Below are 26,763 nucleotides of genomic sequence, written 5' to 3'. Positions count from 1 at the left end.
ATCACCATGAAATTCAACCCTTTTAAATACTTTTCAACACTGGTGGTGTTTGCCCTGGCCCTGATTGCCGGCTGGTGGATGTGGAACTACTACATGCAGTCACCGTGGACACGTGATGGCAAAGTGCGCGCTGAGCTGGTGGATATCACACCGGAAGTATCGGGCCGCATCATTGATCTCAAGGTGCATGACAACCAGTTTGTGCATAAAGGGGACATCCTTTTAAAGATCGATCCCGTGCCCTGGCAAATTGCGCTGGATAATGCGGATGCTCAACTGGCGAAGGCGCAATCCGATTTGGCCAAAGCCCAACACGAAGCCAATCGTCGTGCCAGCCTGCCACGTAATGTGATCTCAGCAGAAGATATGGATGCCGCACGACTGACAGCAAACGCCGCCGCAGCAACGGCTAAAGCGGCACAGGCGAGTCTGGATCAGGCGCGCTGGAATCTGCAACAAACCACCCTTACCGCGCCCACCGACGGTTGGATCAGCAACCTGACGCTGCGTCCCGGCAACTACGCCACCGCCGGAACACCGTTGTTCGCCCTGGTGGATAGCCACTCCTATTATGTGATGGGCTATTTCGAAGAGACCAAACTGCGTCACATTCAGCCCGGCGCCGACGCGCAAATCGTACTCTACAGTAATGGCACTCGCTTACAGGGAAAAGTGGAGAGTATCGGGCGCGCTATTTACGATCAGAGCGTTTCAACAGATGGCGGTTTAGTGCCAGACATCAAACCCAACGTGCCTTGGGTGCGCCTGGCACAACGTGTGCCGGTACGCATTCGTTTGGATGCGATCCCTGATGATGTTCCGCTCGTGGCGGGCACCACCTGTACGATTTCCATCGCACATTGAGGCCGTCATGAATCTGCAGTGGCTGGCCTGGCAAAATCTGCCGTGGATTAAAGCAACCGGCGGCGAATGGCGCTATGCCTTGCGTAATGCGATTGCGATGTGTCTGGCGCTCACCATCGCCTATGCGCTGCAACTGGATGAACCCTATTGGGCGATGACCTCCGCCGCCGTGGTGAGTTTTCCCACCGTGGGCGGTGCGATCAGTAAAAGTCTGGGGCGTATTGTCGGCAGTCTGCTCGGTGCCACCGCCGCGCTGCTGATTGCCGGGCATACGCTCAACGAACCCTGGCTATTTGCCTTTTTTATGGCCGGCTGGCTGGCGTTTTGTACCTGGATCGCCAACCACTATCAAAACAATGTCGCCTACGCATTCTCTCTGGCCGGGTACACCGCAGCGATCATTGCCTTTAGCAGCGTCAATATTACCGATGTGACCCAATTGTGGGATATCACTCAGGCGCGCGTTTGCGAGGTGATTTCAGGCATTTTATGTGCCGGACTGATGATGATGGTTTTGCCCAGTACATCAGATGGCAACACCTTGATGACTTCACTGCGGCAGATGCACGCCCGTCTGCTCGACCATGCAGTTTTACTGCTGCAACAAAGCAGTACTGATAACGTGCGCACCGCGCATGAGAATGTCATCAGCCAGATTCTCACTATGAACTTGCTGCGTATTCAGGCCTTCTGGAGCCATTACCGCTATCGCCGTCAGAACAACGTGCTTAACTATGTTTTGCACCAGCAGTTACGCCTGACCAGCGTTCTCTCCAGCCTGCGCCGCATGCTGCTGAACTGGCCGGATGCACCACCGGAACTTTACACCGCCATTCAACAGTTGTTACACGAACTCGCATTGCCGCAGTGTGATAAATATCTTCTGGCGCGCATACTGCGCAGCGTAACACCGGAAGCCACCGGCGATTATCGTCAGCGCGCGTTTGTTCAGCGTTTACGTTATTTCTGCTGGGTTTACCTCAACGTTAATCGCTGGATACGTTTGATTGAGCGCGCAGACGCCGATACGCGCTTTCAACCGCCAAAAGTGCCCTCTCTGGCACGTGAAAGCGACAGCGCTGAAGCCGGCTGGAGTGCGTTGCGCACCTTCAGCGTGATCATGCTGGGCTGCGCTTTCTGGATTGGCACACAATGGGATGCAGGCGCAGCAGCGTTAACGCTGACGGCGATTGCCTGCGTGCTTTACTCTTCCGCTCCCTCCCCCAGCGGCAGCGTGTCACTGTTGCTGAAAACCCTGCTATGGCTGTCGGTGTTTAGTTTTCTGCTGCAATACGGTTTGATGGTACAAATCAGCGCCCTGTGGCAATTTCTGCTGGTGCTGTTTCCGCTGCTGATCACCTTGCAACTGTTTAAGCTGCAGCAGAAAAAACGCGCGGGGATGTGGGGACAATTTATTGTTTTTATGGGTTCATTTATTGCCGTCACCAACCCGCCAGACTGGGATTACCAAAGCTTTCTCAACGATAATCTGGCCAAAGTGTGTGGCGTGCTGCTGGCATGGATGGCTTTTCAGGTACTGCGCCCCAGCTCCGATGCGCGCCGTAGCCGCAGGCATATTCGCGCGTTACGCCATGCATTTCTTGACCAGCTGCGACGCCATCCACGTCTCAGCGAGAGCCACTTTGAATCGCAGATTTACCATCACATCAGCCAGCTGAGTGGTAGCCGTGATGAACAGGCGCGTGTCTGGCTGCTGCGCTGGGGCGTGGTGCTGCTCAACTGTTCCCATATTGTCTGGCAATTACGCGAATGGCGGCCAGCCTCAGCCACTTTGGCGCAAATGCGCGATAGCAGTTTGCAGGATCTGCAACGGATTATGAGCCTGCGCGGCGTGCGTCATACTTCGTTGCAGGCCACGCTGGATGAGCTGGAAGGGATGATTGCGCAACTGCAGCAGCAGCCTGATAGCGAAGCCAATACGCTGGCGGGCATTTTATGGCGCCTGCGCTGTTCGTTAGCACAGTTAAGTCAGGCGGTGCCGGATTAATTACTGGCAATATTGTGTGGTCTGGCGGTTAAAATCGTCCTGCAACTGCTGCAAGGTTTTATGCCCTTCAAAACGGGTTTTGTCTTGCTCGGTCATCGGTTCAATCACCAGGTATCGCTCCTCATACGAATAGATAAAGCGACGATCGAGAAACGTGCCGGTGAAACTTTTCCCCCGGATTGAGCCGCAAACCGTGGTTAACGTGCGGTGAAAAAACTCGGTGTGCAGGAAATTGGTTTCGGTGGCGCTGCGCAGCACATTCTGACAGCCCTGTGCCTGTAACTGTTCGAGCGTGTGCGGGGTAAGCCACTCCCGTCCGCGAGCGATATCTTCACAACTTGCACGCAGCGGGTTGGTATCAATGGTGCGCTGTAACTGGCGGCTGGTGTCTAACCTCAACTGCGTTTCGTTAGGTTGATCACATCCCGCGAGTAATACACATAACAGCAAAATCCCACGCGTTTTCATTCCTGCCCCTGAGAGGTTTTATTCCTGAATCAACATCATAGGACGGATAGCGTGCGGAGTGTAGCGGGAAAGTGGGTCAGAATTTTTCCGGCAGTGAAAAGATGCAGACGGCAGATTGCCTGCCGCCTGAGAGTTTAAATCACACCGCAGGCAAATCGCGCACCGCCTCCCCCTAACGGCTGCGGATGATCTGCATGATTATCGCCACCCACATGAACCATTAACGCCTTCCCTTTCACTTCGCTCAGCGATTTTATACGCGGCGCCACCACCGGGTAATCGGCCTTGCCATCGTCAGTGACATACAGAGCAGGCAGATCGCCCAAGTGACCCTCTGCGTAAGGCCCGAGATGTTTGCCGGTGTTTTGTGGATCCAGATGTCCACCCGCTGCGCCGGCCGCAACAGTTTTGCCATCCGATTGACCAGGCTCACAACTGCCTTTTGCATGCACGTGGAAGCCGTGAACACCCGGTTTCAGGCCGGTTAGCGCGGGAGCGAACTGCAAACCATATGGCGTTTCACTGATGGTGACTTTGCCAATGGCGGCGCCGATACCCTGTGCGGTGACCTCATGCAATGTCACCTCTTCAGAGGCGGCCTGAGCGCCAGCAGCACAGACCAGCGCCAGTGTGGCGATGAGAATTTTTTTCATAACGTCTCCTTACGGTTGAAATGCCCTGTAAGCCTGGACCGGAATAGGCCAGGCTGCCGTAATTTGACGTAGTTTTACGCTTCAGGGCACATCAAAACCGAGTGCCGCTTTGCGAATGCGGAACCACTGCTGACGATCGAGCGTCAGTTGGCAAGCGCCTGCCGCTTCGCTGACGCGCGTGGCTTTACCGGATCCCATGATTGGCAGTGGGCGGCTTGGCAATTTCATCACCCATGCATACACCACCTGTTCAATGCTGCTCGCGCCGATTTCCTGTTTTACCTGCTCAAGCTCATCACGCAGCGGCTGATAATGCGCATCGTTAAACAGACGTCCACCGCCTAAACAGGACCATGCCATCGGCCGGATGCGCACCTGCTGACACTGATCAAGCGTGCCATCGAGCAGCGTTGACTGTTCCAGCGGTGAGATTTCCAGTTGGTTGGTCACCAGGCTAAACGGCAGGCGAGATTGCAGCAGCGTGAACTGGGAAGCGGTAAAGTTTGACACGCCGAAGTGACGCACTTTGCCGCTCTGATGCAGTGCCATAAAGGCTTCGGCCATTTCATCTGCATCCATTAAAGGATCCGGGCGATGAATCAGCAGCAGATCGAGATAATCGGTGTTGAAGTAGCGCAGGGAATTTTCCGCACTGTGCAGGATGTGGCTGGCCTCGGTAATGTAATGGCCAATTTTATGTTCCGGTTTGGCGCGAGTTGCAATGCCGCATTTGGTGACAATCTGCAGTTTTTCACGCAGCCCCGGTGCCAGACGCAGCGCCTCGCCAAAAGCGGCTTCACAACCGTAGTTACCATAAATATCGGCGTGATCGACCGTGGTGATGCCCAATGACAGATGATGCTCGATAAAAGCCACTAACTGCTGCGGCGTCATGCCCCACTCCAGCAGGCGCCAGTAGCCAACGATCAGCGGTGAGAATTGAGGTCCCTGCGGGGCGATAGTTTGCGGTTGTAACATCGGTAAACTCCCTTGAACGCGAAAGCGGAAAGCGAAGCTGGGAGTATAACGGAAAGGCAAATCATCGTTTTCTTAAAACAGTGAGGGTTGTTCCGGATCATGATTCTCATCGACTTTTTGTTGTCGATGCAGGCGCAGCCAGCGTTGGCGACATAACCGCAACACATCACGTTTTTGCGCATCGGTAAACTTCATCCAGTTAAAGCGTTCCTCACGGCTACGCAGACAGCCGCGACAATAGCCGCGCGCATCACTCTGACAGATGCCGCGACACGGGCTGGGAACAGGAAAGAACTCTAATTGCTCGGCCACATCCACTCCGGTTTAACAATAAGCTTTATATTGATAACAGCTTAGTGACATTGTGCAAAGCGTATACGTAGTTCGCCCAGATTTCATCCAGCCATCACCACGGAAATGGATATTTACCATTGTTCTCAGCGCAAGAACCTTTGGTTGGGTACTGTTTAATAAGCGTTAAGGTTTTCCTCATATTGAATTCATACGATTGTCACATTCCATCCTGCTACTGAGTTTTCATGAAATTCCCGAACAAGTTACAGTGCCATGCCAGCAGTTTTAATCTGATTGCCGCCCTGTTTTTTACCCTCGTGCTCAACGCCCTGTTTCTACTGCGGGCGTGGGAAATTATCCCTTACGATCGCCTTCACGATTACCTGTTTGCTGCCAGCATTCCGGTGGTGCTGGCCTCTGCGTTCTATCTGATTTTCTCGTTGCTGGCATGGCCCTATGTTCGCAAGCCGCTGCTTATTCTGTTGGTGCTGGCCAGCGCCGCCGCTAACTACTTTATGCACAGCTTCGGTACGGTGATCGACACCAACATGATCGAAAACGTGTTTGAGTCGGATGCTCAGGAAGCTGGAGCATTGATCAGCAGTGGTTATGTGGTGTGGATGATCTTGATGGGGTTGGTGCCCGTCGCCGCCATTTGCATGGTGCGCATTAAAACGGGCCAACGCTGGTGGTGGAGCCTGCTGCAACGTCTGGCCGGGGCGCTGGGTGCGATTTTGCTGATTCTGCTGATGGCGGTGCTGTTCTACAAAGATTACGCTTCGCTGATTCGCAACAATAAAGGGCTGGTGAAGATGATCACCCCGGCCAATATTGTCAGCGGCACCGGTCATTACGTTGATCAGCGTTATCTGCAAGGCAGCCAGGCGCTGGTCAAAATTGGCCTGGATGCCAAAAAAGGCCCGCTGATCACCGCGGAACCGAAGAAAACGCTGGTGGTATTAGTGGTCGGCGAAACCGGACGTGCTGAGAACTTCTCTCTTGGCGGCTATGCGCGTGAAACCAATCCTGAACTGAAAAAACAGCAGGTTATCTACTATCCCGACGCCAGTTCCTGTGGCACGGAGACCGCCATTTCAGTGCCCTGCATGTTCTCCAACATGCCGCGAGAGCATTACGACGCCAACCTGGCGCATCATCAGGAAGGCGTGCTAGATATTCTCGCCCACGCCGGGGTCAGTGTGTTGTGGCGCGAAAACGATGGCGGCTGTAAAGGCGCCTGCGATCGCGTGCCACACACCGATATGACGCAGTGGAATTTATCGCAATATTGCCACGATGGTTTCTGTCTCGATGATGTTCTGCTGCATCGTTTTGATAACTATGTGGACAGTCTGCACAATGACGGGATTATCGTGTTACATCAAATGGGCAGCCACGGTCCGGCCTATTATCAGCGTTATCCGGTGGAATTCCGTCGCTTCACGCCAACCTGCGATAGCAACCAGATTCAGGATTGCGATCATCAGGCGTTGGTGAATACCTATGATAACTCTCTGTTGTACACCGACGATATGGTGAGCCGCACCATTGATAAACTTAAAGCTTTGAGCGATCGCTTCAACGTAGCGCTGGTCTATCTCTCAGACCACGGTGAATCACTGGGTGAACACGGTATGTATCTGCACGGTGCGCCTTATATGTTTGCGCCCTCACAGCAGACACATATCCCACTGTTGATGTGGATGTCACCAGGCTATGCGTCGGCGTTCCACATTAACGAGACCTGTTTACGCCAGCAGGCCGCGAGTGAGAAAGTGTCGCAAGACAATCTTTTCCATACGGTTTTGGGCATGTTCAACATCCAAACGCAAGAGTACCAACCGCAACTGGACATGATCAGATCGTGCCAAAATGCCGGATAAGGTTTGCATTAGACCGACTGGTCTAATACTGTGTGGCCCATGAACAAGACTGTGCAACGCAACGAAACCCGTGAACATCTGCTCGCTACTGGCGAGCAGGTTTGTCTGCAACGCGGTTTTACCGGCATGGGCCTGAGCGAAATGCTGGCGCTGGCGGAAGTACCCAAAGGATCGTTTTACCACTACTTCCGCTCCAAAGAAGCTTTTGGCGTGGCGTTGCTGGAACGCTATTTCGTTAACTACCTGCAGCAGGTCGATCAACAGTTAAATCAGCCGGGCTTGTCAGCACGGGAACGTTTGCTGGCCCACTTCCGCTATGGCGCCACGCTATTTATCGAGCAAGGCCATATCGTGGGCTGTTTGGGTGTGAAGTTATCGGCGGAAGTCTGCGATTTATCAGAACCGATGCGTGATGCCTTGCAGCATGGTGCCAGCGCTATGATCGCGACTTATGCCCGCTGTTTGAGCGAAGTCGCCGCTGAACAGCCGCTGCCGTATGGACAAACGCCCGAGCAACTGGCACAGCGCTGTTACCTGTTGTGGTTAGGCGCCAGTTTGCAAAGCAAAATTTCGCGAGAGTCAGGCCCGATTACCCTGGCACTTGAAACCATTGAACAGTGGCTGAATGGCCGCTGATTTTTAAAAACCGCAGTTTCTAGACGACCGGTCTACTTATAGGAGTCATCATGGCGAGTAAACAGCTGTTTTCCCCACTCAAAGTGGGCGCGATTACCGTACCTAACCGTGTATTTATGGCACCGCTGACGCGTCTGCGCAGCATTGAGCCGGGCGACATCCCAACCCCGCTGATGGCGGAATATTATCAGCAGCGCGCCAGCGCCGGTCTGATCATTACTGAAGCAACGCAGATCTCTTTCCAGGCGAAAGGTTATGCTGGTGCACCGGGTTTGCATACTCAGCAGCAAATTGCCGCGTGGAAAGTGATCAACGAAAGCATTCATGCGGCGAAAGGTCACAGCGCGGTGCAACTGTGGCACACCGGCCGTATCTCGCATAACAGCGTTCAGCCGGAAGGCAAAGCGCCTGTTGCACCCTCAGCTCTGGCTGCGGGCACGCGTACCTCATTGCGTGCTGAAGATGGCACTGTTTACCGTGAAGATACCTCCCTGCCGCGTGAATTGAGCGTGGCGGAAATTCAGCAGATCGTAAAAGATTTCGGTCAGGCGGCGGCAAACGCGCGTGAAGCCGATTTCGACCTGCTGGAGCTGCATTCTGCCCACGGCTACCTGATGCACCAGTTCCTGGCGCCGGGTTCCAACCAGCGTACCGATGAATACGGTGGTTCGATTGAGAAACGCGGTCGATTCGCGCTGGAAGTGGTGGATGCGGCGATTGCTAACTGGTCTGCCGATCGTATCGGCATTCGCATCTCGCCAATCGGAGCCTTCCAGAATCTGGAAAATGGTGCCGATGAAGAAGCTGCCGCGTTGTGGTACATCTCCGAGCTGGGCCAGCGTGGTCTCGCGTATCTGCACCTGTCTGAACCAGACTGGGCCGGTGGCCAGCCTTACAGCGATGCTTTCCGTGCAAAAGTTCGTGCGCTGTTCCCAGGCGTAATCATCGGTGCGGGTGCTTACAGCGTTGAGAAAGCTGACGACCTGATTGCACGTGGCTTGATTGATGCCGTGGCCTTTGGTCGCGACTTTATTGCTAACCCGGATCTGGTTGAGCGTCTGCAGCAAGACGCACCGCTGAATCCACAGCGTCCGGAAAGCTTCTACGGCGGCGGCGCTGAAGGCTATACGGATTATCCAAGCCTGTAAGAATCAAGCTGCCGCACCGGATGTGCGGCAGTGCTGTTTCTTCAGGGCATTAACTGGCTATACTTGCTAGTCTTTGTCATTCCCTGATGACTTTTCAAAAGAGGATGTTATGCGTTTACTTCACACCATGTTACGCGTTGGCGATCTGCAACGTTCTATCGATTTTTATACCCGTGTGCTGGGCATGCGCGTACTGCGTCAGAGCGAAAACACCGAATACAAATACACCCTGGCTTTCGTGGGTTACACCGAAGAGAGTGAAGGCGCGGTGATCGAACTGACCTACAACTGGGGCGTGGACAAGTACGACCTCGGTAATGCTTATGGTCATATCGCGCTGGGCGTCGATAACGTCGCTGAGACCTGCGAGCGCATCCGCAGTGTCGGTGGCAACGTGACGCGTGAAGCCGGTCCGGTAAAAGGCGGCACCACCATTATTGCCTTTGTTGAAGATCCCGATGGCTACAAAATCGAGCTGATCGAAAACAAACACGCTGGTCACGGCCTCGGTCACTGATGCCGTTAGTCAGTCTGCTAATTTGCAGGCTGACTTCCCTCTCCTGCTGCACCCTCCTGTAATTTTTGCCATAATGCGCGCTGCCCCATTTCTTGCTATGAGATCCTGATGTCTGAATCGAACGCCTTAAACGCTCTTCATCAACGCTTCCGTGGTTTTTATCCTGTGGTTATTGACGTCGAAACCGCCGGCTTTAACGCGCAAACCGATGCACTGCTGGAAATTGCGGCCACCACGCTCAAGATGGATGAGGACGGTTGGTTACACCGTGATGAAACCCTGCACTTTCACGTTGAGCCGTTCGAAGGCGCGATCCTGAATCCTGCGGCGCTGGCGTTTACCGGTATCGATCCCTCCAACCCTTTACGCGGCGCGGTAAGCGAATACGAAGCGCTGCATGCTATCTTCAAGATGGTGCGCAAAGGCACCAAAGATCATGGCTGTAATCGCGCCATTATCGTGGCGCACAATGCAACTTTCGATTTGAACTTTGTGATGGCCGCCGCCGAACGCGCCAGCCTGAAGCGTAATCCCTTCCATCCGTTTGCGACCTTTGATACCGCGGCACTGAGCGGTTTGGTGTTGGGACAGACGGTATTGGCAAAAGCCTGCAAAGCGGCGGGGATGGAGTTTGATAGCACGCAGGCGCACTCCGCGCTGTACGACACCGAGCAAACGGCCACGCTGTTCTGTGAGTTGGTGAACCGCTGGAAACGTTTGGGGGGCTGGCCACTGGCTTTCAGTGAAGAACAGACTGAAGACGATGCCTCTGCCTGATTGGCTGATTGGCTGATTGGCTGATTGGCTGATTGGCTGATTGCCGGATGAGTACGCAAAGAAAAGGCCGACATGTGTCGGCCTTCGCAATTATTCCGCTTCTTTATACTTCTCAGCGGTTTCTTTCACCAGCGGCTGCAATTCGCCACGCTGGAACATCTCAACGATAATGTCGCAACCGCCGACCAGCTCGCCATCCACCCACAATTGCGGGAAAGTCGGCCAGTTGGCGTATTTTGGCAATTCTGCACGGATATCCGGGTTTTGCAGAATATCCACATACGCGAAGCGCTCACCACAGGCAGAAAGCGCCTGCACAGCCTGTGCTGAGAAACCGCAGCTTGGCAGTTTCGGGGAACCTTTCATGTATAACAGAATCGGGTTTTCTGCGATCTGGCGCTGAATTTTTTCAACAGTACTCATTATTGCCTTCCTTAATCCTTCACTTCGTGTTTGTTTATTGTAGCGACTTCAGCCCCGCACTGAAAACGGGATTTTGCGTTACCGACCAGCTGATCGCCATGTTTGTTAAGTGCTGAGGGTACAGATAACATTTTCCTATCATTAATAAGCATGAACAAATTAATAATTAGCAATAATTTCGCTGCGTTAAACAGCTGAAATCGCTCAATTTAGCGACATTATCTACCTGGTAACAGATTAATAGAAAAAGGCCTTACCTTTTGGAAAAAAAGTGGATTAGAATTGCTTCGGCGCTGATCGTTGATCAGATTTCTCTTACTCTGCCGCAGCCTGCTTTTTGCCAGACTGCTTAACCTGTAACCGGACTATGCGTTTACTGATTACGCTTTTCATACTGGCTTTTGCCCAACTGTTCTTTAACGTGGCTTCTGCTTCGCAGCATGCCCCGATTAATGCCAGTTTGCATAATGCCGAGAAAAAAAGTGCGCGCGAAGATGAGCGCCGCAAGCGACGCCCGGTTAAAACAACGGCTAAAAAGTCTCGCCTGACCACCGTGCAGAAGCTCAAGCTGAAAAAGCAGAGTAAAACCGAAACCGCCTTAAACAAATCCAGCCGCAAAAAATCCCTGCTGAAGTCGCCATTGAAAAAGTATGGACATCAACGCCTCGCGAAAAAGTCCCCAGTTGTGGACGATGAAGTTCAGGGACTCACTGGCATCAAGATGAGCAAATCCCACCGCCTGCGCTACCAAAAGGCACGCGAAACCGCGATGACGAAGTTGATGGGACAACTGGGCAAGCCTTACCAGTGGGGTGGCACCTCACCCCATACCGGTTTCGATTGCAGTGGTTTGGTCTGGTATGCCTATAAAGATCTCGTCAAATACAAATTCCCGCGCACGGCGAATGAGATGTATCATCTGCACGATGCCGCGCCCATTAAGCGTGAGATGCTGGAGAAAGGGGATTTGGTATTCTTCCGCATCAATAATCGCGGGACTGCCGATCATGTGGGTGTTTACCTCGGCAACGGTAAATTCATCCAGTCACCCCGCACCGGTAAAGACATTCAGATTAGCGCATTGGGCGAAGACTACTGGCAGAAACACTATGTCGGTGCGCGCCGTATGATGACTCCAAAAACTATTCGCTAATTGTTGCGCAACATCCTGTGGCTCTCCCCACAAAAAAAGCCGGACGCTTAATCAGTGCCGGCTTTTTTTATTGATGCGCTTTGAATTAATGAAGAATGGCGGTGAAGCTAAACGCAATAATCATCAACAGTGCGCCAACCGTGGTCATTAGCGCCAGCTTTAAATCTGTACTCATCACTACTCCTTAGTCACACATTTAATAGGGTTAAAACAATTTTCGCACAGCGGTGGGCAAAAATCTCGTCTTATCCGCGCTGGCTTGCTAGAATCGCCGCCTTTCGTTGCGCAACTGATTTTGCGCATGCTGTATTTACAGCCTGCTGAAGTGATTTTCCCTGCCTGATACGGCAGATTTGCCCCCCCTTTAGGGCATAAAACCCTTCGCAGACGCAAACGTTTAACAATATACTTATCAGTAAGTTGCGATAAGCCGGGGAGTACCTTTTTCATGGCAACAATTAAAGATGTAGCGAAACGCGCGGGTGTATCTACCACCACCGTTTCGCATGTCATCAACAAAACGCGTTTTGTTGCAGAGGAAACGCGTAACGCCGTATGGGAAGCGATTAAAGAGCTGCACTATTCGCCGAGCGCCGTTGCGCGTAGTTTGAAGGTGAATCACACCAAAACGCTGGGACTGTTAGCCACTTCCAGCGAAGCGCCCTACTTTGCCGAAATTATCGAAGCGGTTGAAAACCACTGTTTCGAACGCGGCTATACCTTGATTCTGGGCAACGCACATAACGATTTGCAAAAGCAGCGCGCTTACCTGTCGATGATGGCGCAAAAGCGTGTCGATGGTCTGTTAGTCATGTGCTCCGAATATCCTGACGATTTGCTGCAGATGCTGGAAGACAACCGCAACATTCCGATGGTCGTGATGGACTGGGGCGCCTCTCGCGGCGACTTCACCGATACCGTACAGGATAACGCCTTCCAGGGGGGTTACCTGGCTGGACGCTACCTTATCGAGCGCGGTCACCGAGATATCGGTGCGATTCCGGGTCAAATGGAGCGCAACACCGGCGGCGGGCGCCATGCGGGCTTCCTGCAGGCGATGAGCGAAGGCGGTGTGACCGTGCGGCCTGAATGGGTTGTTCAGGGCGACTTCGAGCCAGAATCGGGTTATCAGGCGATGCAGCAGATCCTTAATCAGAAACAGCGTCCGACCGCCGTGTTCTGCGGGGGCGATATCATGGCGATGGGCGCGATCTGTGCCGCCGATGAGATGGGACTGCGCGTGCCGCAGGACATCTCCGTGATTGGCTATGATAACGTGCGCAACGCGCGCTACTTCACCCCTGCGCTCACTACAGTTCACCAGCCGAAAGCGGAGTTGGGCAAAAAAGCGCTGGAAATGCTGCTGGATCGCATCACCAGCAAACGCGAAGAGCCGCAAACCATTGAGGTCCAGCCTACACTGATTGAGCGTCGCTCCGTGGCGGACGGTCCATTCCGTGATTACCGCCGTTAAAGCTGATTTTCGCTGAGCCACTCGTGGTTCAGCGTTTCAGCATCGCCAAGATAGGCGAGTAACCACTCCAGCGCGGGTGACGCACGCTGTTCTGACCAACTGACGCAGCAGGGACTTTCCGGAAACGGCTGCGGCAGTGATAGCTCCACCAGCGCGCCACTGTCGAGTAAAGGTCGCGCGAGGTGGCCCGGCACCATGCCCACGCACAATCCCGCCTGCAAACAATCCATCCCTGTTTCCCACTCTGGCACCACTAAACGCCGCTGATTATCCAATGTCCAGGTCATGCGTCGTGGTAATGCGCGAGAGGTATCTTCCAGTACCAGCGATGGCCAGGCACGCAGCGCTTCTTCGTTGAGATCGGCACTCGCGGCCAGAGGATGATCAGGACTGACCACACAACGCCAGTTTAGGGCACCCATATCCTGAAAGGCAAAACGTCCACCCACCGGGATCGCCTGGGTGGCGCCAATCGCCACATCGACCCGCCCGTCCGCTAAGGCATCCCATACACCGTTAAATACCTCGTAGCTGATGATCAATTCCATATCCGGGAAATGACGGTAAAAATCCTTTACCAGTTGTCGGGTACGCTGGGGTTTTACAATGCAATCCACGGCAATACTGAGCTGTCCGCGCCAGCCATTCGCCAGTTGCTGGCATTGCCTGCGGGTTGCCAGCATTTTTTTGATAACAGATCGCGCTTCCCGCACAAAATGCTCGCCTGCAGGGGTTAACACCACCTCACGGTGCTGACGCTCAAACAACGGCACGGCCAGCCAGGTTTCCAGCTGACGCACCGTATAGCTGACGGCAGAGGGCACGCGATGTAATTCCTGCGCCGCTGCGCTGAAACTGCCATTGCGCGCGACGGCGTCCACTACTTCCAGCGCATACTCAGACCACATACTTTTGCCTTCAAAAATTTTAACAACACTGCGCAAATATTAGCGTTTCACAAAGAATGACGCACTCTTTTACACTCCCCAACGTTCAATCTGCCAATGAGAATTACTATGTTGTCGTCAAAAGGATTTATGCCCTATCTTGCCGTGCTCAGCATGCTCGGCTTCCTCGCTACGGATATGTATCTGCCTGCTTTTGGCGATATGCAGCGTGACTTCGCCACCGCGCCGGGCACCATCAGCGCCAGCCTCAGTCTATTTCTCGGTGGTTTTGCCTGCGCCCAGGTATTCTGGGGACCGTTGTCAGATCGCTTTGGACGTAAACCCATTTTATTGGCAGGTTTGACGATTTTTGCCCTGGGTTGCCTGGGGATGTTATGGGTGACGGACGTCAATATGATGCTGGCACTGCGCTTTGTGCAGGCGGTTGGCGTGTGCGCCGCCGCGGTCAGCTGGCAGGCACTGGTGGTCGATCGCTACCTCAAAGCCCAGGCCAATAAAGTTTTTGCTACCATAATGCCACTGGTTGCCCTTTCTCCTGCGCTGGCACCTTTGTTAGGTGCATGGCTGATGGGCCATTTCCACTGGCGCAGTATCTTTGTCGTGCTGACGATCATTGCCGTGCTGCTGGTCATCGGCACGCTGCAGCTTGCTGCGCCTAAAAAAGCCAAAGCAGATAATGCTCCGCAACCCGGCTGGCTGAATCTGCTCTCCACGCGTGTCTACAGCGGCAACGTGCTGATCTACTCTGCCTGTTCTGCCAGTTTCTTTGCCTGGCTAACCGGTTCGCCGTTTATCCTGGCGTCTGCGGGTTTAACTCCCGCCGATATTGGTCTGAGCTATATTCCGCAAACCATCGCGTTTTTGATTGGTGGCTTTGGTTGCCGCGCGATGCTGAGCCGATATCAAGGATCGCAACTGCTGCCGTGGCTGTTGGTGCTTTACAGCCTGAGCATATTAAGTCTGTTTGTCGTGGCGATGCTGCCTGCGCCTTCGTTGATTGCTTTGCTGCTGCCTTTCTGTGGCATGGCGCTGGCCAATGGCGCCATTTACCCGATTGTGGTTTCCAGCGCATTAGCGCCTTTTCCGCACGCCACGGGCAAAGCCGCAGGTTTGCAAAATCTGCTGCAACTGGGTTTGTGCTTTATCGCCAGCCTGTTGGTCTCTGCCGGATTACAACAGGCGCTCTACAACACCACACTGGTGATGGTCACCACTGTGGTGCTGGCCTGGGCTGGCTTCATCTGGCAACGCAGCTTAAACGCACAAAGTGATATTGCTCACACCTCCCGTCCCTGCGAAGATAATCACTGATGCAACGATTATCGTTAGCAAACTAACGATAACTCGTTGAATATTGACCCACGTGAGCATATACTCAGTGGGTCAGCATTTCTGCAACAAATCAATAACATAATTGCATTAATTTTAAGCGACTCTGTCGCTGGGATGGCGTCTGCACGATCTTCCTCTCTTGATTGGTGCCAGACATTTCTATTCAGATTCATACCTCTGTAAAACGTCGGATATCTGGCGCACGGATTTTCCGTGAGTTCTCTCACAGGCCTTAGGAAATTGACTATTATTTCCACAGGTTCAAATCGGAAGGGTGATGGAGAAGCTATGAGTTCATCGTGTATAGAAGAAGTGAGCCTTGAAGAAAACCACTGGTTTCGCATCGTCAACGAATTACTGGAACGCGCTGATGTTGCAGTCAATGGCACACGCCCCTGGGATATTCAGGTCAAGCATCCGGATTTTTTTAAACGTGTTTTGCAGGAAGGATCGCTAGGTCTGGGTGAAAGTTATATGGATGGCTGGTGGGATTGCGAACAATTGGATGTCTTTTTCCATCGCGTTCTGCAACAGCATCTGGATAAACAACTCCCGCGTCATTTTAAAGATACCTTGCGTATTGCGGCTGCGCGTTTAACCAATTTACAGTCTAAGAAACGCGCCTGGATTGTCGGGAAAGAACATTACGATCTCGGTAACGATCTTTTTTCACTGATGCTCGACCCCTTTATGCAGTACTCCTGCGGTTACTGGAAAGACGCTGAAACACTGGAACAGGCTCAGTATGCCAAGCTGGATATGATCTGCCGAAAATTGCAGCTTGAACCCGGCATGACGTTGCTGGATATCGGCTGCGGCTGGGGCGGACTGGCTGAATTTGCCGCGCGCAATTATGGCGTCAAAGTGCATGGCGTCACCATCTCGGCTGAGCAGCAGAAGTTAGCCCAGCAGCGCTGTGAAGGGCTGGACGTGACCATTTTGCTGCAGGATTACCGTGATTTGAATTTGCAGTTCGATCGCATTGTATCCGTCGGCATGTTCGAACACGTGGGGCCGAAAAACTATGCCACTTATTTTGACGTTGCCGATCGCAATCTCAAACCAGACGGCATATTTTTACTGCACACCATTGGTGCCATCACCACCGATATGAATGTGGATTCCTGGATTGATAAATATATCTTCCCCAACGGGTGTTTACCGTCTGTGCGTCAAATTGCTGATGCCAGCGAGAAGCATTTTATTATGGAAGACTGGCATAATTTTGGTGCGGATTATGACACCACCCTGATGGCATGGCATGAACGATTCCAGAAGACCTGGCCGCAACTGGAAGAAAAATACGGCGATCGCTTCAAACGGATGTTTAGTTATTATCTCAATGCTTGCGCCGGCGCTTTCCGCGCGCGTGACATCCAATTGTGGCAGGTGGTATTCAGTCGCGGTAAAGAAGGTGGATTACGCGTTGCACGGTAATCAAGGATAAGAATTTAAAAAGGCGCCGCGGCGCCTTTTTTATTGGATTACTCAGCGTCTGCGGCTTGCGCCAGCGCGATAGCCGCGGCTTCACGTTGGGCCAAAACGCGTTCCACCGTCTCGACAATCGCCTGAGTATGGGGATCGATCTCAATGTTCACTTTGTGCCCCAGTTTTTTCGCACCCAGCGTAGTGCGCTCCAGCGTTTCCGGAATCAGGTGCACACAGAATTTGCTTTTGGTGACGTCACCCACGGTCAGGCTGATGCCATCGATACCGACGAAACCTTTATGCAGGATATATTTGATCTGAGAAGCATCCTGTAATTTAAACCACACTTCACGGTTATTTTCAGACTGGATGATTTTGCAGATTTCTGCTGTGGTCATAATATGGCCAGACATTAAATGTCCGCCAATTTCGTCACTGAACTTCGCCGCGCGCTCAATATTCACCACATCGCCCACCGCTAATTCACCCAGGTTGGTAATGCGCAGGGTTTCTTTGATAAGGTCGAAGCTCACGCGATCGCCCTCAATCGCCGTCACCGTCAGGCAGCAGCCGTTGTGCGCCACCGAGGCGCCCAACGCTAATCCCGGTAAAAGTTCTTCCGGCAGACGTACGATATGGGTACGAAACAACTCTTTTTCTTCTACGGCGATAATTTCGGCCGTGCCCTGCACAATTCCAGTAAACATACTCTCAGCCTCTGCGAAGTTTGCGCCAGTTTATCACAGCTTGAGCAGCGCGGTTTAATTTGCCGGAGTTCAAACTTTACACAATTAACTTAACAAAATGCGATCAAAGTTTGGTGGAACGCAGCGCTACCGCTACACTAGCCGCGCATTCTTTGGGGATATCTCCCCTCTTCTCTTCTTAATTTAAGCAGGTGTTACGTGCAGAAGTATTTAACAGAAGCGCGTCAATTGCTGGCCCTCGCGATCCCGGTCATCCTTGCTCAGGTGGCTCAGACGGCGATGGGTTTTGTGGATACCATTATGGCCGGTGCGGTGAGCGCCACGGATATGGCCGCCGTTGCTGTCGGCACCTCTATCTGGCTTCCCGCCATTCTGTTCGGTCATGGTCTTCTGCTGGCGTTGACGCCCACCGTTGCGCAGTTCAACGGTTCAGGACGCCGCGAACGCATCGCGGAACAAGTGCGTCAGGGTTACTGGCTGGCACTGGCCGTCGCATTGCTGATCATGGTGGTGTTGTGGAATGCCGGCTATTTGATTCATGCCATGCACGATATCGATCCGCAACTGGCGGCTAAAGCCGAAGGCTATCTCCATGCATTACTGTGGGGTGCACCCGGCTACCTGTTCTTCCAGGTGGCGCGTAATCAGTGCGATGGTTTATCAAAAACCAAGCCAGCCATGCTGCTGGGCTTTTTGGGTTTGCTGGTTAACATTCCCCTGAACTACGTCTTTATTTACGGTCATTTCGGTATGCCCGCACTCGGGGGCGTAGGCTGTGGTGTCGCCACCGCTTCGGTTTACTGGGTAATGTTTATGGTGATGCGTTTCTGGCTGAAACGCATGGCGAGCATGCGCGATATTCGCATGAACAGCCGCTGGTCACCGCCCTCACGCGTCATCTTGTCTCGGCTGTTTACCCTCGGGTTACCGGTAGCGCTGGCACTGTTCTTTGAGGTCACGTTGTTTGCGGTGGTGGCACTGCTGGTCTCTCCGCTGGGGATCGTAAAAGTTGCGGGTCATCAGATTGCGCTGAACTTCAGTTCGCTGATGTTCGTTCTGCCACTGTCACTCGGTGTCGCGACCACCATCCGCGTGGGCTATCGTCTTGGGCAGGGCTCAACGGAACAGGCGCGCGTGGCGGCATGGACGGGACAAGGTGTCGGTATCAGCATGGCCGCTATCACAGCGATCTTCACCATCACCTTCCGTGAACATATCGCCGCACTGTATACCGCCAATCCAGAAGTGATTACGCTGGCCGCCCAGCTGATGCTGCTCGCTGCCATCTATCAGTTCTCAGATTCCATTCAGGTCATTGGTAGCGGGATTCTGCGCGGCTACAAAGATACGCGCTCCATCTTCTTTATCACCCTGATTGCCTATTGGGTACTGGGTTTACCGGTGGGTTATATTCTGGCGCTGACCGACTGGGTGGTACCGCAACTCGGTCCGGCGGGATTCTGGTGCGGATTTATTGTCGGCCTGACGTCTGCTGCCGTGATGATGATTTGGCGTATTCTTCGGTTGCAACGTTTGCCGGCGCAGATAATTTTGGCGCGCGCGGCCCGCTAAGTGGCTGAACAGGCCGTTATTTGCCCCTGCAATGCCTAAAAAAACAGCGGGTCGCACAGATGCTGGTCAGTCGTCATGGAAAATCATTTTTTCCCTTGCCAGCATCGTGGCCTGCCGTTAATATTCGTCCCCGCTGTCGCCCTGACAGCATGTTGCGCTCTTAGCTCAGTTGGTTAGAGCACCACCTTGACATGGTGGGGGTCGATGGTTCGAGTCCATTAGAGCGCACCAAGTGCGTCCGTAGCTCAGTTGGTTAGAGCACCACCTTGACATGGTGGGGGTCGGTGGTTCGAGTCCACTCGGACGCACCAAATTTCTAAAATGCGCTCTTAGCTCAGTTGGTTAGAGCACCACCTTGACATGGTGGGGGTCGATGGTTCGAGTCCATTAGAGCGCACCACTCTTTGTTTTCTCTCTCTTTGCGCAACACCCTTTTTCTTGATCTGCATCGTTTTCTCTCTCAGCTTTTATATTGGTTTTCGCATACTTAGCGTCTATACTATGCCGCGTTGTCCACCTGAAAGGTTTCAGCGCTAACGTGCCTATGCCAACAACTCAAATGATTTGCGCAACACTGCTCTGCCAGTTCCCTCGCGTACTGCATAACTTCTCTGCACGCTTAGCCTCTGTCACCTATTCTTACTCCTGTACGATCCAAACCAACACCATACACATTTTCACTTCGCTGCCAAACGCCGCGAATCCCGACCTCTATCATCCATCACAACTTACAGAAAACCTGACATGAAAAAGACCAAGATTGTTTGTACTATCGGTCCGAAAACCGAATCTGAAGAGATGCTGACTCAACTGCTGGAAGCGGGCATGAACGTCATGCGCCTGAACTTCTCACACGGGGATTATGCCGAACATGGTCAGCGCATCACCAACATGCGTGCCGTCATGGAAAAAACCGGTCGTCAGGCCGCGATTCTGCTGGACACCAAAGGTCCTGAAATTCGTACCATGAAACTGGAAGGCGGCAACGATGTTTCATTGAAAGCCGGCCAGACTTTCACTTTCACCACCGATCAGTCAGTGATTGGTAACAGCGAACGTGTTGCTGTGACCTATGCAGGCTTCACCGAAGACCTTAAAATCGGCAACACCGTGTTGGTCGATGATGGCCTGATTGGTATGCAGGTTACTGAAGTGACAGAAAACACGGTCGTCTGTAATGTGCTGAACAACGGTGACCTCGGTGAAAACAAAGGCGTTAACCTGCCAGGTGTTTCTATCCAGTTGCCAGCGCTGGCTGAAAAAGACAAACGTGACCTGATCTTCGGTTGCGAGCAAGGCGTTGATTTCGTCGCGGCTTCCTTTATCCGTAAACGTTCGGATGTACTGGAGATTCGCGAGCACCTGAAAGCCCACGGTGGCGAGCATATCCAGATCATCTCTAAAATCGAAAACCAGGAAGGCCTGAACAACTTCGACGAGATTCTGGAAGCGTCTGACGGCATCATGGTTGCGCGTGGTGACCTGGGCGTTGAGATCCCGGTTGAAGAAGTGATCTTCGCGCAGAAGATGATGATCAAGAAATGTAACAAAGCACGCAAAGTGGTCATTACCGCGACGCAGATGCTGGATTCAATGATCAAGAACCCGCGCCCTACCCGCGCGGAAGCAGGCGATGTGGCGAACGCCATCCTTGATGGTACTGATGCGGTTATGCTGTCGGGTGAAAGTGCTAAGGGTCGTTACCCGCTGGAATCTGTGACCATCATGGCAACCATCTGTGAGCGTACCGACCGCGTGATGAAATCTCGCATTGGCGAGCTGCAGGATTCACGCAAACTGCGCATCACCGAAGCGGTTTGCCGTGGCGCAGTGGAAACAGCAGAAAAGCTGGAAGCCCCAGTGATTGTGGTGGCGACCGAAGGCGGTAAGTCTGCTAAAGCGATTCGTAAATACTTCCCGGATGCCACCATTCTGGCGCTGACCACCAATGCGACCACCGCACGTCAGCTGATTCTGAGCAAAGGTGTGGAGACGCGTCTGGTGACTGAAATTGCCTCAACGGATGATTTCTACCGTATTGGCAAGGAAATGGCGCTGGAAAGTGGCTATGCACAGAAAGGCGACGTTGTGGTGATGGTATCAGGTGCACTGGTTCCAAGTGGCACGACCAACACCGCTTCAGTCCACGTACTCTGATTTTTGCCTGAAGTTTTATTTAAAAGCGCCTTTTCGGGGCGCTTTTTTTATTCTTGCGCTAATACAAAATCCAGATTTTTCCAATCGATAATAACTATTCAATATCCCGCACAATTAAGGTTAGTCCGATTAAATCTCTCTGTTTTAGCTAAATATTTTCATCATCTTCTGCGAAACGCTGCTTCTTTGAGCGAACGATCAAATTTAAGCATGTTCTCATCAAAAATTTATTCTCAACTCAAAAAGCTTTGTGTAATACTTGTAACGCTACATGGAGATTAACTCAATTCTAGAGGGTATTAATAATGAATCGTACTAAACTGGTACTGGGCGCGGTAATTCTGGGTTCAACTCTGCTGGCTGGTTGCTCAAGCAACGCTAAAATCGACCAGCTGTCTTCAGACGTTCAGACTCTGAACGCTAAAGTTGACCAGCTGAGCAACGACGTGAACGCAATCCGTTCTGACGTTCAGGCTGCTAAAGATGACGCGGCTCGCGCTAACCAGCGTCTGGACAACCAGGCTCACTCTTACCGTAAGTAAGAGTTCTGGTTTGAAAAATGGTGCCCATGTGGCACCATTTTTTTTGTCCTGATTTTGGTCCTTCCTGAATCAGGGTTTAGCGCCACTCTCACCCATTGCCTGGCTAATGGTCGCTTGTCCTGCCCCAGCGCCACTCTGCTGTGTTTGCAGCACATCCGGCAACACCGTGTCCTGCGTAACGGGTTCGCCGCTGCTCACCAGTACAGGCATCCCTGAACGACGCGCCATCGCCTCTTTGATCAGTGCGGTATCACTCTTCTGACTATTGATAAATGCCTTAGATTTCGCAGTCAACGCAATTGGCATGGTTTGCGGATCGTCCTTCTCATTGCGCGACAACGGCTGATGCACCTCAACGTAACGCTTGCCATCCGGTTCCACCGCATACTTGATCGGCTCGTTAACGATCTGCACCCTCGTTCCCTTTGGCACGCTGTTGAACAGCGCTTCGATATCATCCGGACGCAAACGAATACAGCCTGAGCTCACGCGCATCCCAATACCGAAATCAGCGTTGGTGCCATGGATCAGATACTGGCCGGTACCGCGCGCCAGACGCATCGCAAACAGGCCCATCGGGTTGTCTGGCCCTGCCGGAACGACACCCGGTAAGGTGATGCCCTCTTTCGCGTAGCGTTTGCGGATATTGACGGTAGGCGTCCAGGTGGGATTGGGGATTTTCTGGCTGATGCTGGTGACCATGCTCGGTGTCGCAGCGCCCAACTGGCCAATACCGATCGGATACACCACCACGCGATTCTCCCCTTTCGGATAGTAGTAGAGACGTAGTTCCGCAAGGTTGATGACGATACCTTCACGGGGTGCATCAGGCAGCAGCATTTGTAATGGAACCGTCAGTTGCGTCCCTGCTTTGGGCAGCCAGGGATCGACGCCAGGATTGGCCTCCAGCATGCCGAGCATCCCAATCTTATAATGCGCTGCGATGCTCTCTAAGGGCCGTTTGTCGTCAGGGACAGTGGTCAGGGTATTCTCGCCAATTAAACGGCTGTTATCGGCTGGCAGGGGATATTCCGTTGCAAATGCAGGTGCAGAAAGTCCGAAGCAGGACAACAGCAATGCACCGGCTAAACGTAACGCTGGTTTCATGCAATTTTCTCTTTGTCGGATGGAACAGACCCCGGTCATGCCGGGGTCTGGAGAGTGTAACTTAGCTGAGGCTTTGAGCGTTATGACGGATCGCGCGAATCATCGCTTCCAATCCTTGAGAACGTGTAGGAGTGAGGTGTTGAGTCAACTCTAATTCTGCGAACCAATGACCGACATCCAGCGCGAGAATCTCCTGCGCTTGCAAGCCCTGATAGAGGCTAAATACTACCGCAATCAAACCTTTAACAATGGCGGCATCACTGTCGCCTTCAAAGGCGATGGTGCCATCAGCTTGTGGGGTCATGCGGATCCACACCTGACTCTGACAACCCGAAATCACATACTCTGGCTGCTGTAAGCTTTCAGAGGATTCTGGTAATTTCGCTCCGAGTTCAATGATGTAGAGATACTTCTCTTCCCAGTTTGCGCAACGGTTAAAGTTGCGCACCAGCTTCTCTTTTTCTGGCAAATTCGCCATGGATAACTCCTGAAATCTGCTCAACCGCCCAGCAGACGATGAATACGCGTCAAACCTGCTGCCAGGCGATCGGCTTCTTCTTCACTGTTATACAGCGCAAATGAGGCACGACACATTGCGGGCACCGCATAGTGGCGCATCAGAGGCATAGCGCAATGATGTCCGGTGCGGATGGCAATGCCGTATTGATCGAGGAAACTCCCGACGTCAAAGGCATGATGCTTACCAAGGTTGAATGCCACTACGCCACTGCGTTGTGCCGGACCATAGATAATCAGGTCGGGTACCGACGCGAGCTTATCTAATGCGTAACGCATCAGAGAGGTCTCACGTTCGTTGATGACATCCAATCCCAGCTCACTGATCCAGTTCAGCGCCGCGCCTAAGCCGATGATGCCACCGGTATTCGGTGTGCCGGCTTCAAAACGCCACGGGGCAGTGTTCCAGGTGGTGCCGGTTGGCAGCATCACCTGATCGATCATTGAACCGCCGCCTTCCCAGGGAGGCATGATCTCCTGTAGCGCTTTACGCGCATACAACACGCCGATACCGGTCGGGCCATAAATTTTATGGCCAGAGAAGACGTAGAAATCGCAATCGATATCCTGCACATCCACTTTGTGATGCATCACCGCCTGCGCACCGTCCACCAGCGTGACAACACCCGCGGCTTTCGCCTGCGCCACGATGGCTTTCACCGGATTGACTGTACCGAGGACGTTAGAAACGTGCGTCACTGCCAGCAGGCGCGTGCGGCTATCAATCAGCCCGCTCAGCTGCTCAACAGCCAGTTCGCCCTGCTCGTTAAGCGGCAGAACGCGAATTTCAGCCCCGGTGCGCTGCGCCACCATCTGCCACGGCACGATATTAGCGTGGTGCTCCATCTCCGTGATGATGATGTTATCGCCCGATTGCAGCTGACTGCCGCCCCAGCTGTTGGCTACCAGATTGATGCCTTCAGTGGTGCCTTTAACGAAGATAATCTCTTCTGGCGATGCCGCATTGAGAAAACGCGAGGCTTGGGTGCGCACGTTTTCCATATCGGTGGTGGCTTGCGCACTGAGCGAGTGAATGCCACGGTGCACGGCTGCATAGCCGTGCTGGTAAAAATAACTTTCCGCATTGATGACCGCGAGCGGGCGCTGAGCGCTGGCCGCGCTATCAAGGTAGGCCAGCGGATGTCCGTTGACCTCACGTTTCAGAATCGGAAATTCCGCTCTGATTCGTTCGAGATCGAAAGTCATAACTCAACTCCAGGGAAACGCGCACTAATGCGTTCCAGCACCAGCTGGCGCAGCGGTTCTTCTTCCAGCAGTTCGGTCAATTCAGCCGCGAACGCATGGATAATCATCTGCTGTGCGGCATCTTCAGGGATACCACGCGAGCGCAGATAGAACATCTGCTCATCGTCGATACGGCCGATGGTCGCACCATGGCTACACTTCACGTCATCCGCATAGATTTCCAGCTGCGGCTTGGTATCCACTTCCGCCAGGCGACCGAGCAACAGGTTGTTGTTGGTCATCTGTCCGTCGGTTTTCAGTGCATGCTTCGCCACTTTAATGTGACCGTTGAAAATCGAACGGCCTTTATCGCGCGAGATGGTTTTGTGCAGCTGACGACTCAGGCAGTAGCCTTTGTTGTGTTCAAGATAGCTGCGGGTATCCGCCACTTCTGCGTTGATCGGCAGCACCAGACTGTTCAGTGACAGCTGGGTGTTTTCACCGTTGAGCTGCACGCTGGTGTTGTGACGAGACAAGCCAGCACCCAGCAGGAAGCTGGTGCTGCTGACCTGTGCATCACGACCAATGACGATGTCATTGTGTGCAAAGTGATAGCTACTGCTCTCTTCGAACGCCAGCTTGATGTGTTTCAGCTGAGCATTGTCGGCGACAGCAAAGGTAAAGCGTGCACCGGTAAAGTGGGCCGCACCGTTCAGCGTCACGTAATGCTCAATCACTTCAGCTTCGGCGCTCTGCTCCAGCTCAAGATGATGGCGGTGATGAACGGTGTTCAGCGCATCGGCTTTGCCGCTGGTGATGTGCAGTAAATACAGCGGACGTGCCGCCGATTTGCCGCGCGCCAGACGAATGGAAGTCACTTCTTCCGCCAGGCTTTCGGTGAGATGCAGGAACACTTCTGGCTGCACCGCAGCCGGCAAGGGGCGGCGTTCAGCCGCACGGCTGTGCTGCACGTCAAACAGATCGGTGTCGCGCGCGCTCAGCTCAGGCTGGAAGCGGCCATCAACAAACACCAGACGCACCGCATCCACCGGTAGCGCCAGCTCAGCAACCTGTTCCGCCGTCACGGTCTGCGCTTCTGGCAACACGAACTGGTTGGCGAACAGGCCATCCAGCGCGGTGTATTTCCAGTTTTCATGCTTACGGGTCGGCAAGCCGACACGCATTAATTGCTGCCAGTGCTGCTGTGCCTGCAGAGAACGCACCTCACCGCGCGATTCAAACAGGTGATGCCACTGTTGCAGGGCGTTATCACTCTTCGTCGGTAAGCCAGCCATAGCCTTGCTCCTCCAGCTGTTTAACCAGCGAGAAATCGCCAGACTTAACGATTTTGCCCTGATACAGCACGTGCACGTGATCTGGCTTGATGTAATCCAGGATACGCTGGTAGTGGGTCACGATAATGAATGAACGCTTACCGTCACGCAGGCTGTTAACGCCTTCAGCGACGATTTTCAGCGCATCGATATCCAGACCGGAGTCGGTTTCATCCAGGATGCACAGTTCTGGCTCAAGAGCAGCCATCTGCAGAATGTCGTTACGCTTCTTCTCACCACCGGAGAAGCCGACGTTCACTGAACGGGTCAGCAGATCTTCAGGCATCTTCAGCAGTTTAATTTTGTCTTCGATGAAGTCCTGGAAATCAAAACGGTCCAGCTCTTCCTGTTCACGGTATTTACGCACCGCATTCACAGAGGTCTGCAGGAAGAATTGGTTGCTGACGCCCGGAATTTCGACCGGGTACTGGAACGCCATGAAGATGCCTTCGCCCGCGCGCTCTTCTGGCTCCAGCTCAAGCAGGTCTTTGCCATGGAAGCTGACAGAACCACCGGTCACTTCGTAATCTTCACGACCTGCCAGCGTTGCAGACAGGGTACTTTTACCTGAGCCGTTAGGGCCCATGATGGCGTGGACTTCGCCTGGTTTCACTTCTAGGTTCAGACCGCGCAAAATCTCTTTGTCTTCAACGCTAACCTGTAAATCTTTAATGCTTAACATACTCTTTCCTTCACATT

The 26,763-nt window shown here is 53.1% G+C and carries 27 protein-coding genes and 3 tRNA genes; 17 read left to right on the top strand and 13 right to left on the bottom strand.

The window, feature by feature from the left end; genetic code table 11:
- Positions 1–6 precede the first annotated feature (6 nt).
- Complete coding sequence (locus tag AC6I8L_RS08595; RefSeq protein ID WP_058959762.1) at positions 7–864, top strand: efflux RND transporter periplasmic adaptor subunit; 858 nt, start codon at positions 7–9, stop codon at positions 862–864.
- 7 nt (positions 865–871) lie between these two features.
- The gene (locus AC6I8L_RS08590; RefSeq protein ID WP_058959761.1) at positions 872–2,872 is read left to right on the top strand and encodes an FUSC family protein; all 2,001 of its coding nucleotides are present in this window, start codon (positions 872–874) and stop codon (positions 2,870–2,872) included.
- Here AC6I8L_RS08590 and AC6I8L_RS08585 read toward each other — a convergent pair whose 3' ends face one another.
- The 4 genes from AC6I8L_RS08585 to AC6I8L_RS08570 form a co-directional block, all read right to left on the bottom strand.
- Positions 2,873–3,340, bottom strand: a complete 468-nt coding sequence (locus AC6I8L_RS08585; RefSeq protein ID WP_034821596.1) for a hypothetical protein — start codon at positions 3,338–3,340, stop codon at positions 2,873–2,875.
- Between the two features lie 134 nt (positions 3,341–3,474).
- Positions 3,475–3,993 (bottom strand): superoxide dismutase family protein, encoded by a 519-nt coding sequence (sodC, locus tag AC6I8L_RS08580; RefSeq protein WP_058959760.1) that lies wholly within the window; start codon positions 3,991–3,993, stop codon positions 3,475–3,477.
- Positions 3,994–4,074: 81 nt separating this feature from the next.
- Positions 4,075–4,971, bottom strand: coding sequence for an aldo/keto reductase (locus tag AC6I8L_RS08575; protein WP_058959759.1), 897 nt, complete (start codon positions 4,969–4,971; stop codon positions 4,075–4,077).
- Positions 4,972–5,043: 72 nt separating this feature from the next.
- Complete coding sequence (locus tag AC6I8L_RS08570; RefSeq protein ID WP_034821614.1) at positions 5,044–5,283, bottom strand: DUF1289 domain-containing protein; 240 nt, start codon at positions 5,281–5,283, stop codon at positions 5,044–5,046.
- A 227-nt stretch (positions 5,284–5,510) separates the two neighbouring features.
- On the opposite strand from AC6I8L_RS08570, the gene eptA reads away from it, so the two are divergent.
- The 5 genes from eptA to rnt all read left to right on the top strand — a co-directional run bounded on the left by eptA (position 5,511) and on the right by rnt (position 10,226).
- On the top strand, positions 5,511–7,148 hold the full coding sequence (gene eptA, locus AC6I8L_RS08565; RefSeq protein WP_058959758.1) for a phosphoethanolamine transferase EptA: 1,638 nt from the start codon (positions 5,511–5,513) through the stop codon (positions 7,146–7,148).
- A gap of 39 nt (positions 7,149–7,187) precedes the next feature.
- Positions 7,188–7,784, top strand: coding sequence for a TetR/AcrR family transcriptional regulator (locus tag AC6I8L_RS08560; protein WP_058959757.1), 597 nt, complete (start codon positions 7,188–7,190; stop codon positions 7,782–7,784).
- Positions 7,785–7,834: 50 nt separating this feature from the next.
- Positions 7,835–8,932: an alkene reductase gene (locus AC6I8L_RS08555; RefSeq protein WP_058959756.1), complete on the top strand. Its 1,098-nt coding sequence runs from the start codon at positions 7,835–7,837 to the stop codon at positions 8,930–8,932.
- 109 nt (positions 8,933–9,041) lie between these two features.
- A complete protein-coding gene (gene gloA / locus AC6I8L_RS08550) occupies positions 9,042–9,449 on the top strand; it encodes a lactoylglutathione lyase (RefSeq protein ID WP_034821634.1) in 408 nt (135 codons plus the stop codon).
- 108 nt (positions 9,450–9,557) lie between these two features.
- Complete coding sequence (rnt, locus tag AC6I8L_RS08545; RefSeq protein ID WP_045813980.1) at positions 9,558–10,226, top strand: ribonuclease T; 669 nt, start codon at positions 9,558–9,560, stop codon at positions 10,224–10,226.
- A 90-nt stretch (positions 10,227–10,316) separates the two neighbouring features.
- Here the strand turns inward: rnt and AC6I8L_RS08540 are convergent, their stop codons facing one another.
- The gene (locus AC6I8L_RS08540) at positions 10,317–10,652 is read right to left on the bottom strand and encodes a Grx4 family monothiol glutaredoxin (protein WP_176505800.1); all 336 of its coding nucleotides are present in this window, start codon (positions 10,650–10,652) and stop codon (positions 10,317–10,319) included.
- Positions 10,653–11,016: 364 nt separating this feature from the next.
- Between AC6I8L_RS08540 and AC6I8L_RS08535 the strand changes: the two genes are divergently transcribed.
- The gene (locus AC6I8L_RS08535; RefSeq protein WP_058959755.1) at positions 11,017–11,802 is read left to right on the top strand and encodes a C40 family peptidase; all 786 of its coding nucleotides are present in this window, start codon (positions 11,017–11,019) and stop codon (positions 11,800–11,802) included.
- A gap of 85 nt (positions 11,803–11,887) precedes the next feature.
- Here AC6I8L_RS08535 and cydH read toward each other — a convergent pair whose 3' ends face one another.
- Positions 11,888–11,977 carry a cytochrome bd-I oxidase subunit CydH gene (gene cydH / locus AC6I8L_RS08530; protein WP_097119278.1) on the bottom strand — a complete coding sequence of 30 codons (90 nt, stop codon included), beginning with the start codon at positions 11,975–11,977 and terminating at the stop codon, positions 11,888–11,890.
- Between the two features lie 273 nt (positions 11,978–12,250).
- Here cydH and purR point away from each other — a divergent pair, with 273 nt between their 5' ends.
- Positions 12,251–13,276: an HTH-type transcriptional repressor PurR gene (gene purR, locus AC6I8L_RS08525; RefSeq protein ID WP_034821643.1), complete on the top strand. Its 1,026-nt coding sequence runs from the start codon at positions 12,251–12,253 to the stop codon at positions 13,274–13,276.
- On the opposite strand, the gene punR is transcribed toward purR, so the two are convergent.
- Complete coding sequence (punR, locus tag AC6I8L_RS08520; protein WP_058959754.1) at positions 13,273–14,184, bottom strand: DNA-binding transcriptional activator PunR; 912 nt, start codon at positions 14,182–14,184, stop codon at positions 13,273–13,275. The two genes, purR and punR, sit on opposite strands and share 4 nt — an antisense overlap.
- Before the next feature lie 108 nt (positions 14,185–14,292).
- Here punR and punC point away from each other — a divergent pair, with 108 nt between their 5' ends.
- Both punC and cfa read left to right on the top strand, forming a co-directional pair.
- Positions 14,293–15,495, top strand: coding sequence for a purine nucleoside transporter PunC (gene punC, locus AC6I8L_RS08515; RefSeq protein WP_058959753.1), 1,203 nt, complete (start codon positions 14,293–14,295; stop codon positions 15,493–15,495).
- 309 nt (positions 15,496–15,804) lie between these two features.
- Positions 15,805–16,953: a cyclopropane fatty acyl phospholipid synthase gene (gene cfa / locus AC6I8L_RS08510; RefSeq protein WP_058959752.1), complete on the top strand. Its 1,149-nt coding sequence runs from the start codon at positions 15,805–15,807 to the stop codon at positions 16,951–16,953.
- A gap of 47 nt (positions 16,954–17,000) precedes the next feature.
- Here the strand turns inward: cfa and AC6I8L_RS08505 are convergent, their stop codons facing one another.
- On the bottom strand, positions 17,001–17,651 hold the full coding sequence (locus tag AC6I8L_RS08505) for a riboflavin synthase (RefSeq protein ID WP_034821656.1): 651 nt from the start codon (positions 17,649–17,651) through the stop codon (positions 17,001–17,003).
- A gap of 198 nt (positions 17,652–17,849) precedes the next feature.
- On the opposite strand from AC6I8L_RS08505, the gene AC6I8L_RS08500 reads away from it, so the two are divergent.
- From AC6I8L_RS08500 to AC6I8L_RS08475, 6 genes are all read left to right on the top strand, one after another.
- Positions 17,850–19,223 (top strand): MATE family efflux transporter, encoded by a 1,374-nt coding sequence (locus AC6I8L_RS08500; protein WP_058959751.1) that lies wholly within the window; start codon positions 17,850–17,852, stop codon positions 19,221–19,223.
- Between the two features lie 154 nt (positions 19,224–19,377).
- A tRNA-Val gene (locus AC6I8L_RS08495) sits at positions 19,378–19,454 on the top strand.
- Positions 19,455–19,457: 3 nt separating this feature from the next.
- A tRNA-Val gene (locus AC6I8L_RS08490) sits at positions 19,458–19,534 on the top strand.
- A 12-nt stretch (positions 19,535–19,546) separates the two neighbouring features.
- Positions 19,547–19,623 (top strand) — tRNA-Val (locus AC6I8L_RS08485).
- Between the two features lie 344 nt (positions 19,624–19,967).
- Entirely contained in the window at positions 19,968–21,380 is a 1,413-nt protein-coding gene (gene pykF, locus AC6I8L_RS08480) for a pyruvate kinase PykF (RefSeq protein WP_034821670.1), read from the top strand.
- A 305-nt stretch (positions 21,381–21,685) separates the two neighbouring features.
- Complete coding sequence (locus AC6I8L_RS08475; RefSeq protein WP_007374746.1) at positions 21,686–21,922, top strand: major outer membrane lipoprotein; 237 nt, start codon at positions 21,686–21,688, stop codon at positions 21,920–21,922.
- A gap of 69 nt (positions 21,923–21,991) precedes the next feature.
- Here AC6I8L_RS08475 and AC6I8L_RS08470 read toward each other — a convergent pair whose 3' ends face one another.
- The 5 genes from AC6I8L_RS08470 to sufC all read right to left on the bottom strand — a co-directional run bounded on the left by AC6I8L_RS08470 (position 21,992) and on the right by sufC (position 26,746).
- Positions 21,992–23,029, bottom strand: coding sequence for a L,D-transpeptidase family protein (locus tag AC6I8L_RS08470; protein WP_058959750.1), 1,038 nt, complete (start codon positions 23,027–23,029; stop codon positions 21,992–21,994).
- A gap of 61 nt (positions 23,030–23,090) precedes the next feature.
- Positions 23,091–23,507, bottom strand: coding sequence for a cysteine desulfuration protein SufE (sufE, locus tag AC6I8L_RS08465; protein WP_038647304.1), 417 nt, complete (start codon positions 23,505–23,507; stop codon positions 23,091–23,093).
- A 20-nt stretch (positions 23,508–23,527) separates the two neighbouring features.
- On the bottom strand, positions 23,528–24,751 hold the full coding sequence (sufS, locus tag AC6I8L_RS08460) for a cysteine desulfurase SufS (RefSeq protein WP_058959749.1): 1,224 nt from the start codon (positions 24,749–24,751) through the stop codon (positions 23,528–23,530).
- Positions 24,748–26,025, bottom strand: a complete 1,278-nt coding sequence (gene sufD, locus AC6I8L_RS08455) for a Fe-S cluster assembly protein SufD (protein WP_038647308.1) — start codon at positions 26,023–26,025, stop codon at positions 24,748–24,750. Before sufD ends, sufS begins: the two co-directional genes overlap by 4 nt.
- The gene (sufC, locus tag AC6I8L_RS08450) at positions 26,000–26,746 is read right to left on the bottom strand and encodes a Fe-S cluster assembly ATPase SufC (RefSeq protein ID WP_034821684.1); all 747 of its coding nucleotides are present in this window, start codon (positions 26,744–26,746) and stop codon (positions 26,000–26,002) included. Before sufC ends, sufD begins: the two co-directional genes overlap by 26 nt.
- Positions 26,747–26,763 lie beyond the last annotated feature (17 nt).

The organism is Type-E symbiont of Plautia stali, assembly GCF_059731115.1.
Note: the sequence above shows the minus strand (reverse complement) of the source record. Positions and strands in the feature narration are given on the sequence as shown.

Bases quoted from the DNA above. Each gene is read 5' to 3' on its own strand.
- AC6I8L_RS08535 (WP_058959755.1), top strand. From the start codon at position 11,017: ATGCGTTTACTGATTACGCTTTTCATACTGGCTTTTGCCCAACTGTTC.
- AC6I8L_RS08560 (WP_058959757.1), top strand. From the start codon at position 7,188: ATGAACAAGACTGTGCAACGCAACGAAACCCGTGAACATCTGCTCGCT.
- sodC (WP_058959760.1), bottom strand. From the start codon at position 3,993: ATGAAAAAAATTCTCATCGCCACACTGGCGCTGGTCTGTGCTGCTGGC.
- AC6I8L_RS08505 (WP_034821656.1), bottom strand. From the start codon at position 17,651: ATGTTTACTGGAATTGTGCAGGGCACGGCCGAAATTATCGCCGTAGAA.
- sufE (WP_038647304.1), bottom strand. From the start codon at position 23,507: ATGGCGAATTTGCCAGAAAAAGAGAAGCTGGTGCGCAACTTTAACCGT.
- AC6I8L_RS08470 (WP_058959750.1), bottom strand. From the start codon at position 23,029: ATGAAACCAGCGTTACGTTTAGCCGGTGCATTGCTGTTGTCCTGCTTC.
- AC6I8L_RS08585 (WP_034821596.1), bottom strand. From the start codon at position 3,340: ATGAAAACGCGTGGGATTTTGCTGTTATGTGTATTACTCGCGGGATGT.
- AC6I8L_RS08555 (WP_058959756.1), top strand. From the start codon at position 7,835: ATGGCGAGTAAACAGCTGTTTTCCCCACTCAAAGTGGGCGCGATTACC.
- gloA (WP_034821634.1), top strand. From the start codon at position 9,042: ATGCGTTTACTTCACACCATGTTACGCGTTGGCGATCTGCAACGTTCT.
- AC6I8L_RS08595 (WP_058959762.1), top strand. From the start codon at position 7: ATGAAATTCAACCCTTTTAAATACTTTTCAACACTGGTGGTGTTTGCC.
- cfa (WP_058959752.1), top strand. From the start codon at position 15,805: ATGAGTTCATCGTGTATAGAAGAAGTGAGCCTTGAAGAAAACCACTGG.
- sufC (WP_034821684.1), bottom strand. From the start codon at position 26,746: ATGTTAAGCATTAAAGATTTACAGGTTAGCGTTGAAGACAAAGAGATT.
- AC6I8L_RS08590 (WP_058959761.1), top strand. From the start codon at position 872: ATGAATCTGCAGTGGCTGGCCTGGCAAAATCTGCCGTGGATTAAAGCA.
- sufS (WP_058959749.1), bottom strand. From the start codon at position 24,751: ATGACTTTCGATCTCGAACGAATCAGAGCGGAATTTCCGATTCTGAAA.
- AC6I8L_RS08575 (WP_058959759.1), bottom strand. From the start codon at position 4,971: ATGTTACAACCGCAAACTATCGCCCCGCAGGGACCTCAATTCTCACCG.
- purR (WP_034821643.1), top strand. From the start codon at position 12,251: ATGGCAACAATTAAAGATGTAGCGAAACGCGCGGGTGTATCTACCACC.
- punR (WP_058959754.1), bottom strand. From the start codon at position 14,184: ATGTGGTCTGAGTATGCGCTGGAAGTAGTGGACGCCGTCGCGCGCAAT.
- punC (WP_058959753.1), top strand. From the start codon at position 14,293: ATGTTGTCGTCAAAAGGATTTATGCCCTATCTTGCCGTGCTCAGCATG.
- cydH (WP_097119278.1), bottom strand. From the start codon at position 11,977: ATGAGTACAGATTTAAAGCTGGCGCTAATGACCACGGTTGGCGCACTG.
- eptA (WP_058959758.1), top strand. From the start codon at position 5,511: ATGAAATTCCCGAACAAGTTACAGTGCCATGCCAGCAGTTTTAATCTG.
- AC6I8L_RS08475 (WP_007374746.1), top strand. From the start codon at position 21,686: ATGAATCGTACTAAACTGGTACTGGGCGCGGTAATTCTGGGTTCAACT.
- rnt (WP_045813980.1), top strand. From the start codon at position 9,558: ATGTCTGAATCGAACGCCTTAAACGCTCTTCATCAACGCTTCCGTGGT.
- pykF (WP_034821670.1), top strand. From the start codon at position 19,968: ATGAAAAAGACCAAGATTGTTTGTACTATCGGTCCGAAAACCGAATCT.
- sufD (WP_038647308.1), bottom strand. From the start codon at position 26,025: ATGGCTGGCTTACCGACGAAGAGTGATAACGCCCTGCAACAGTGGCAT.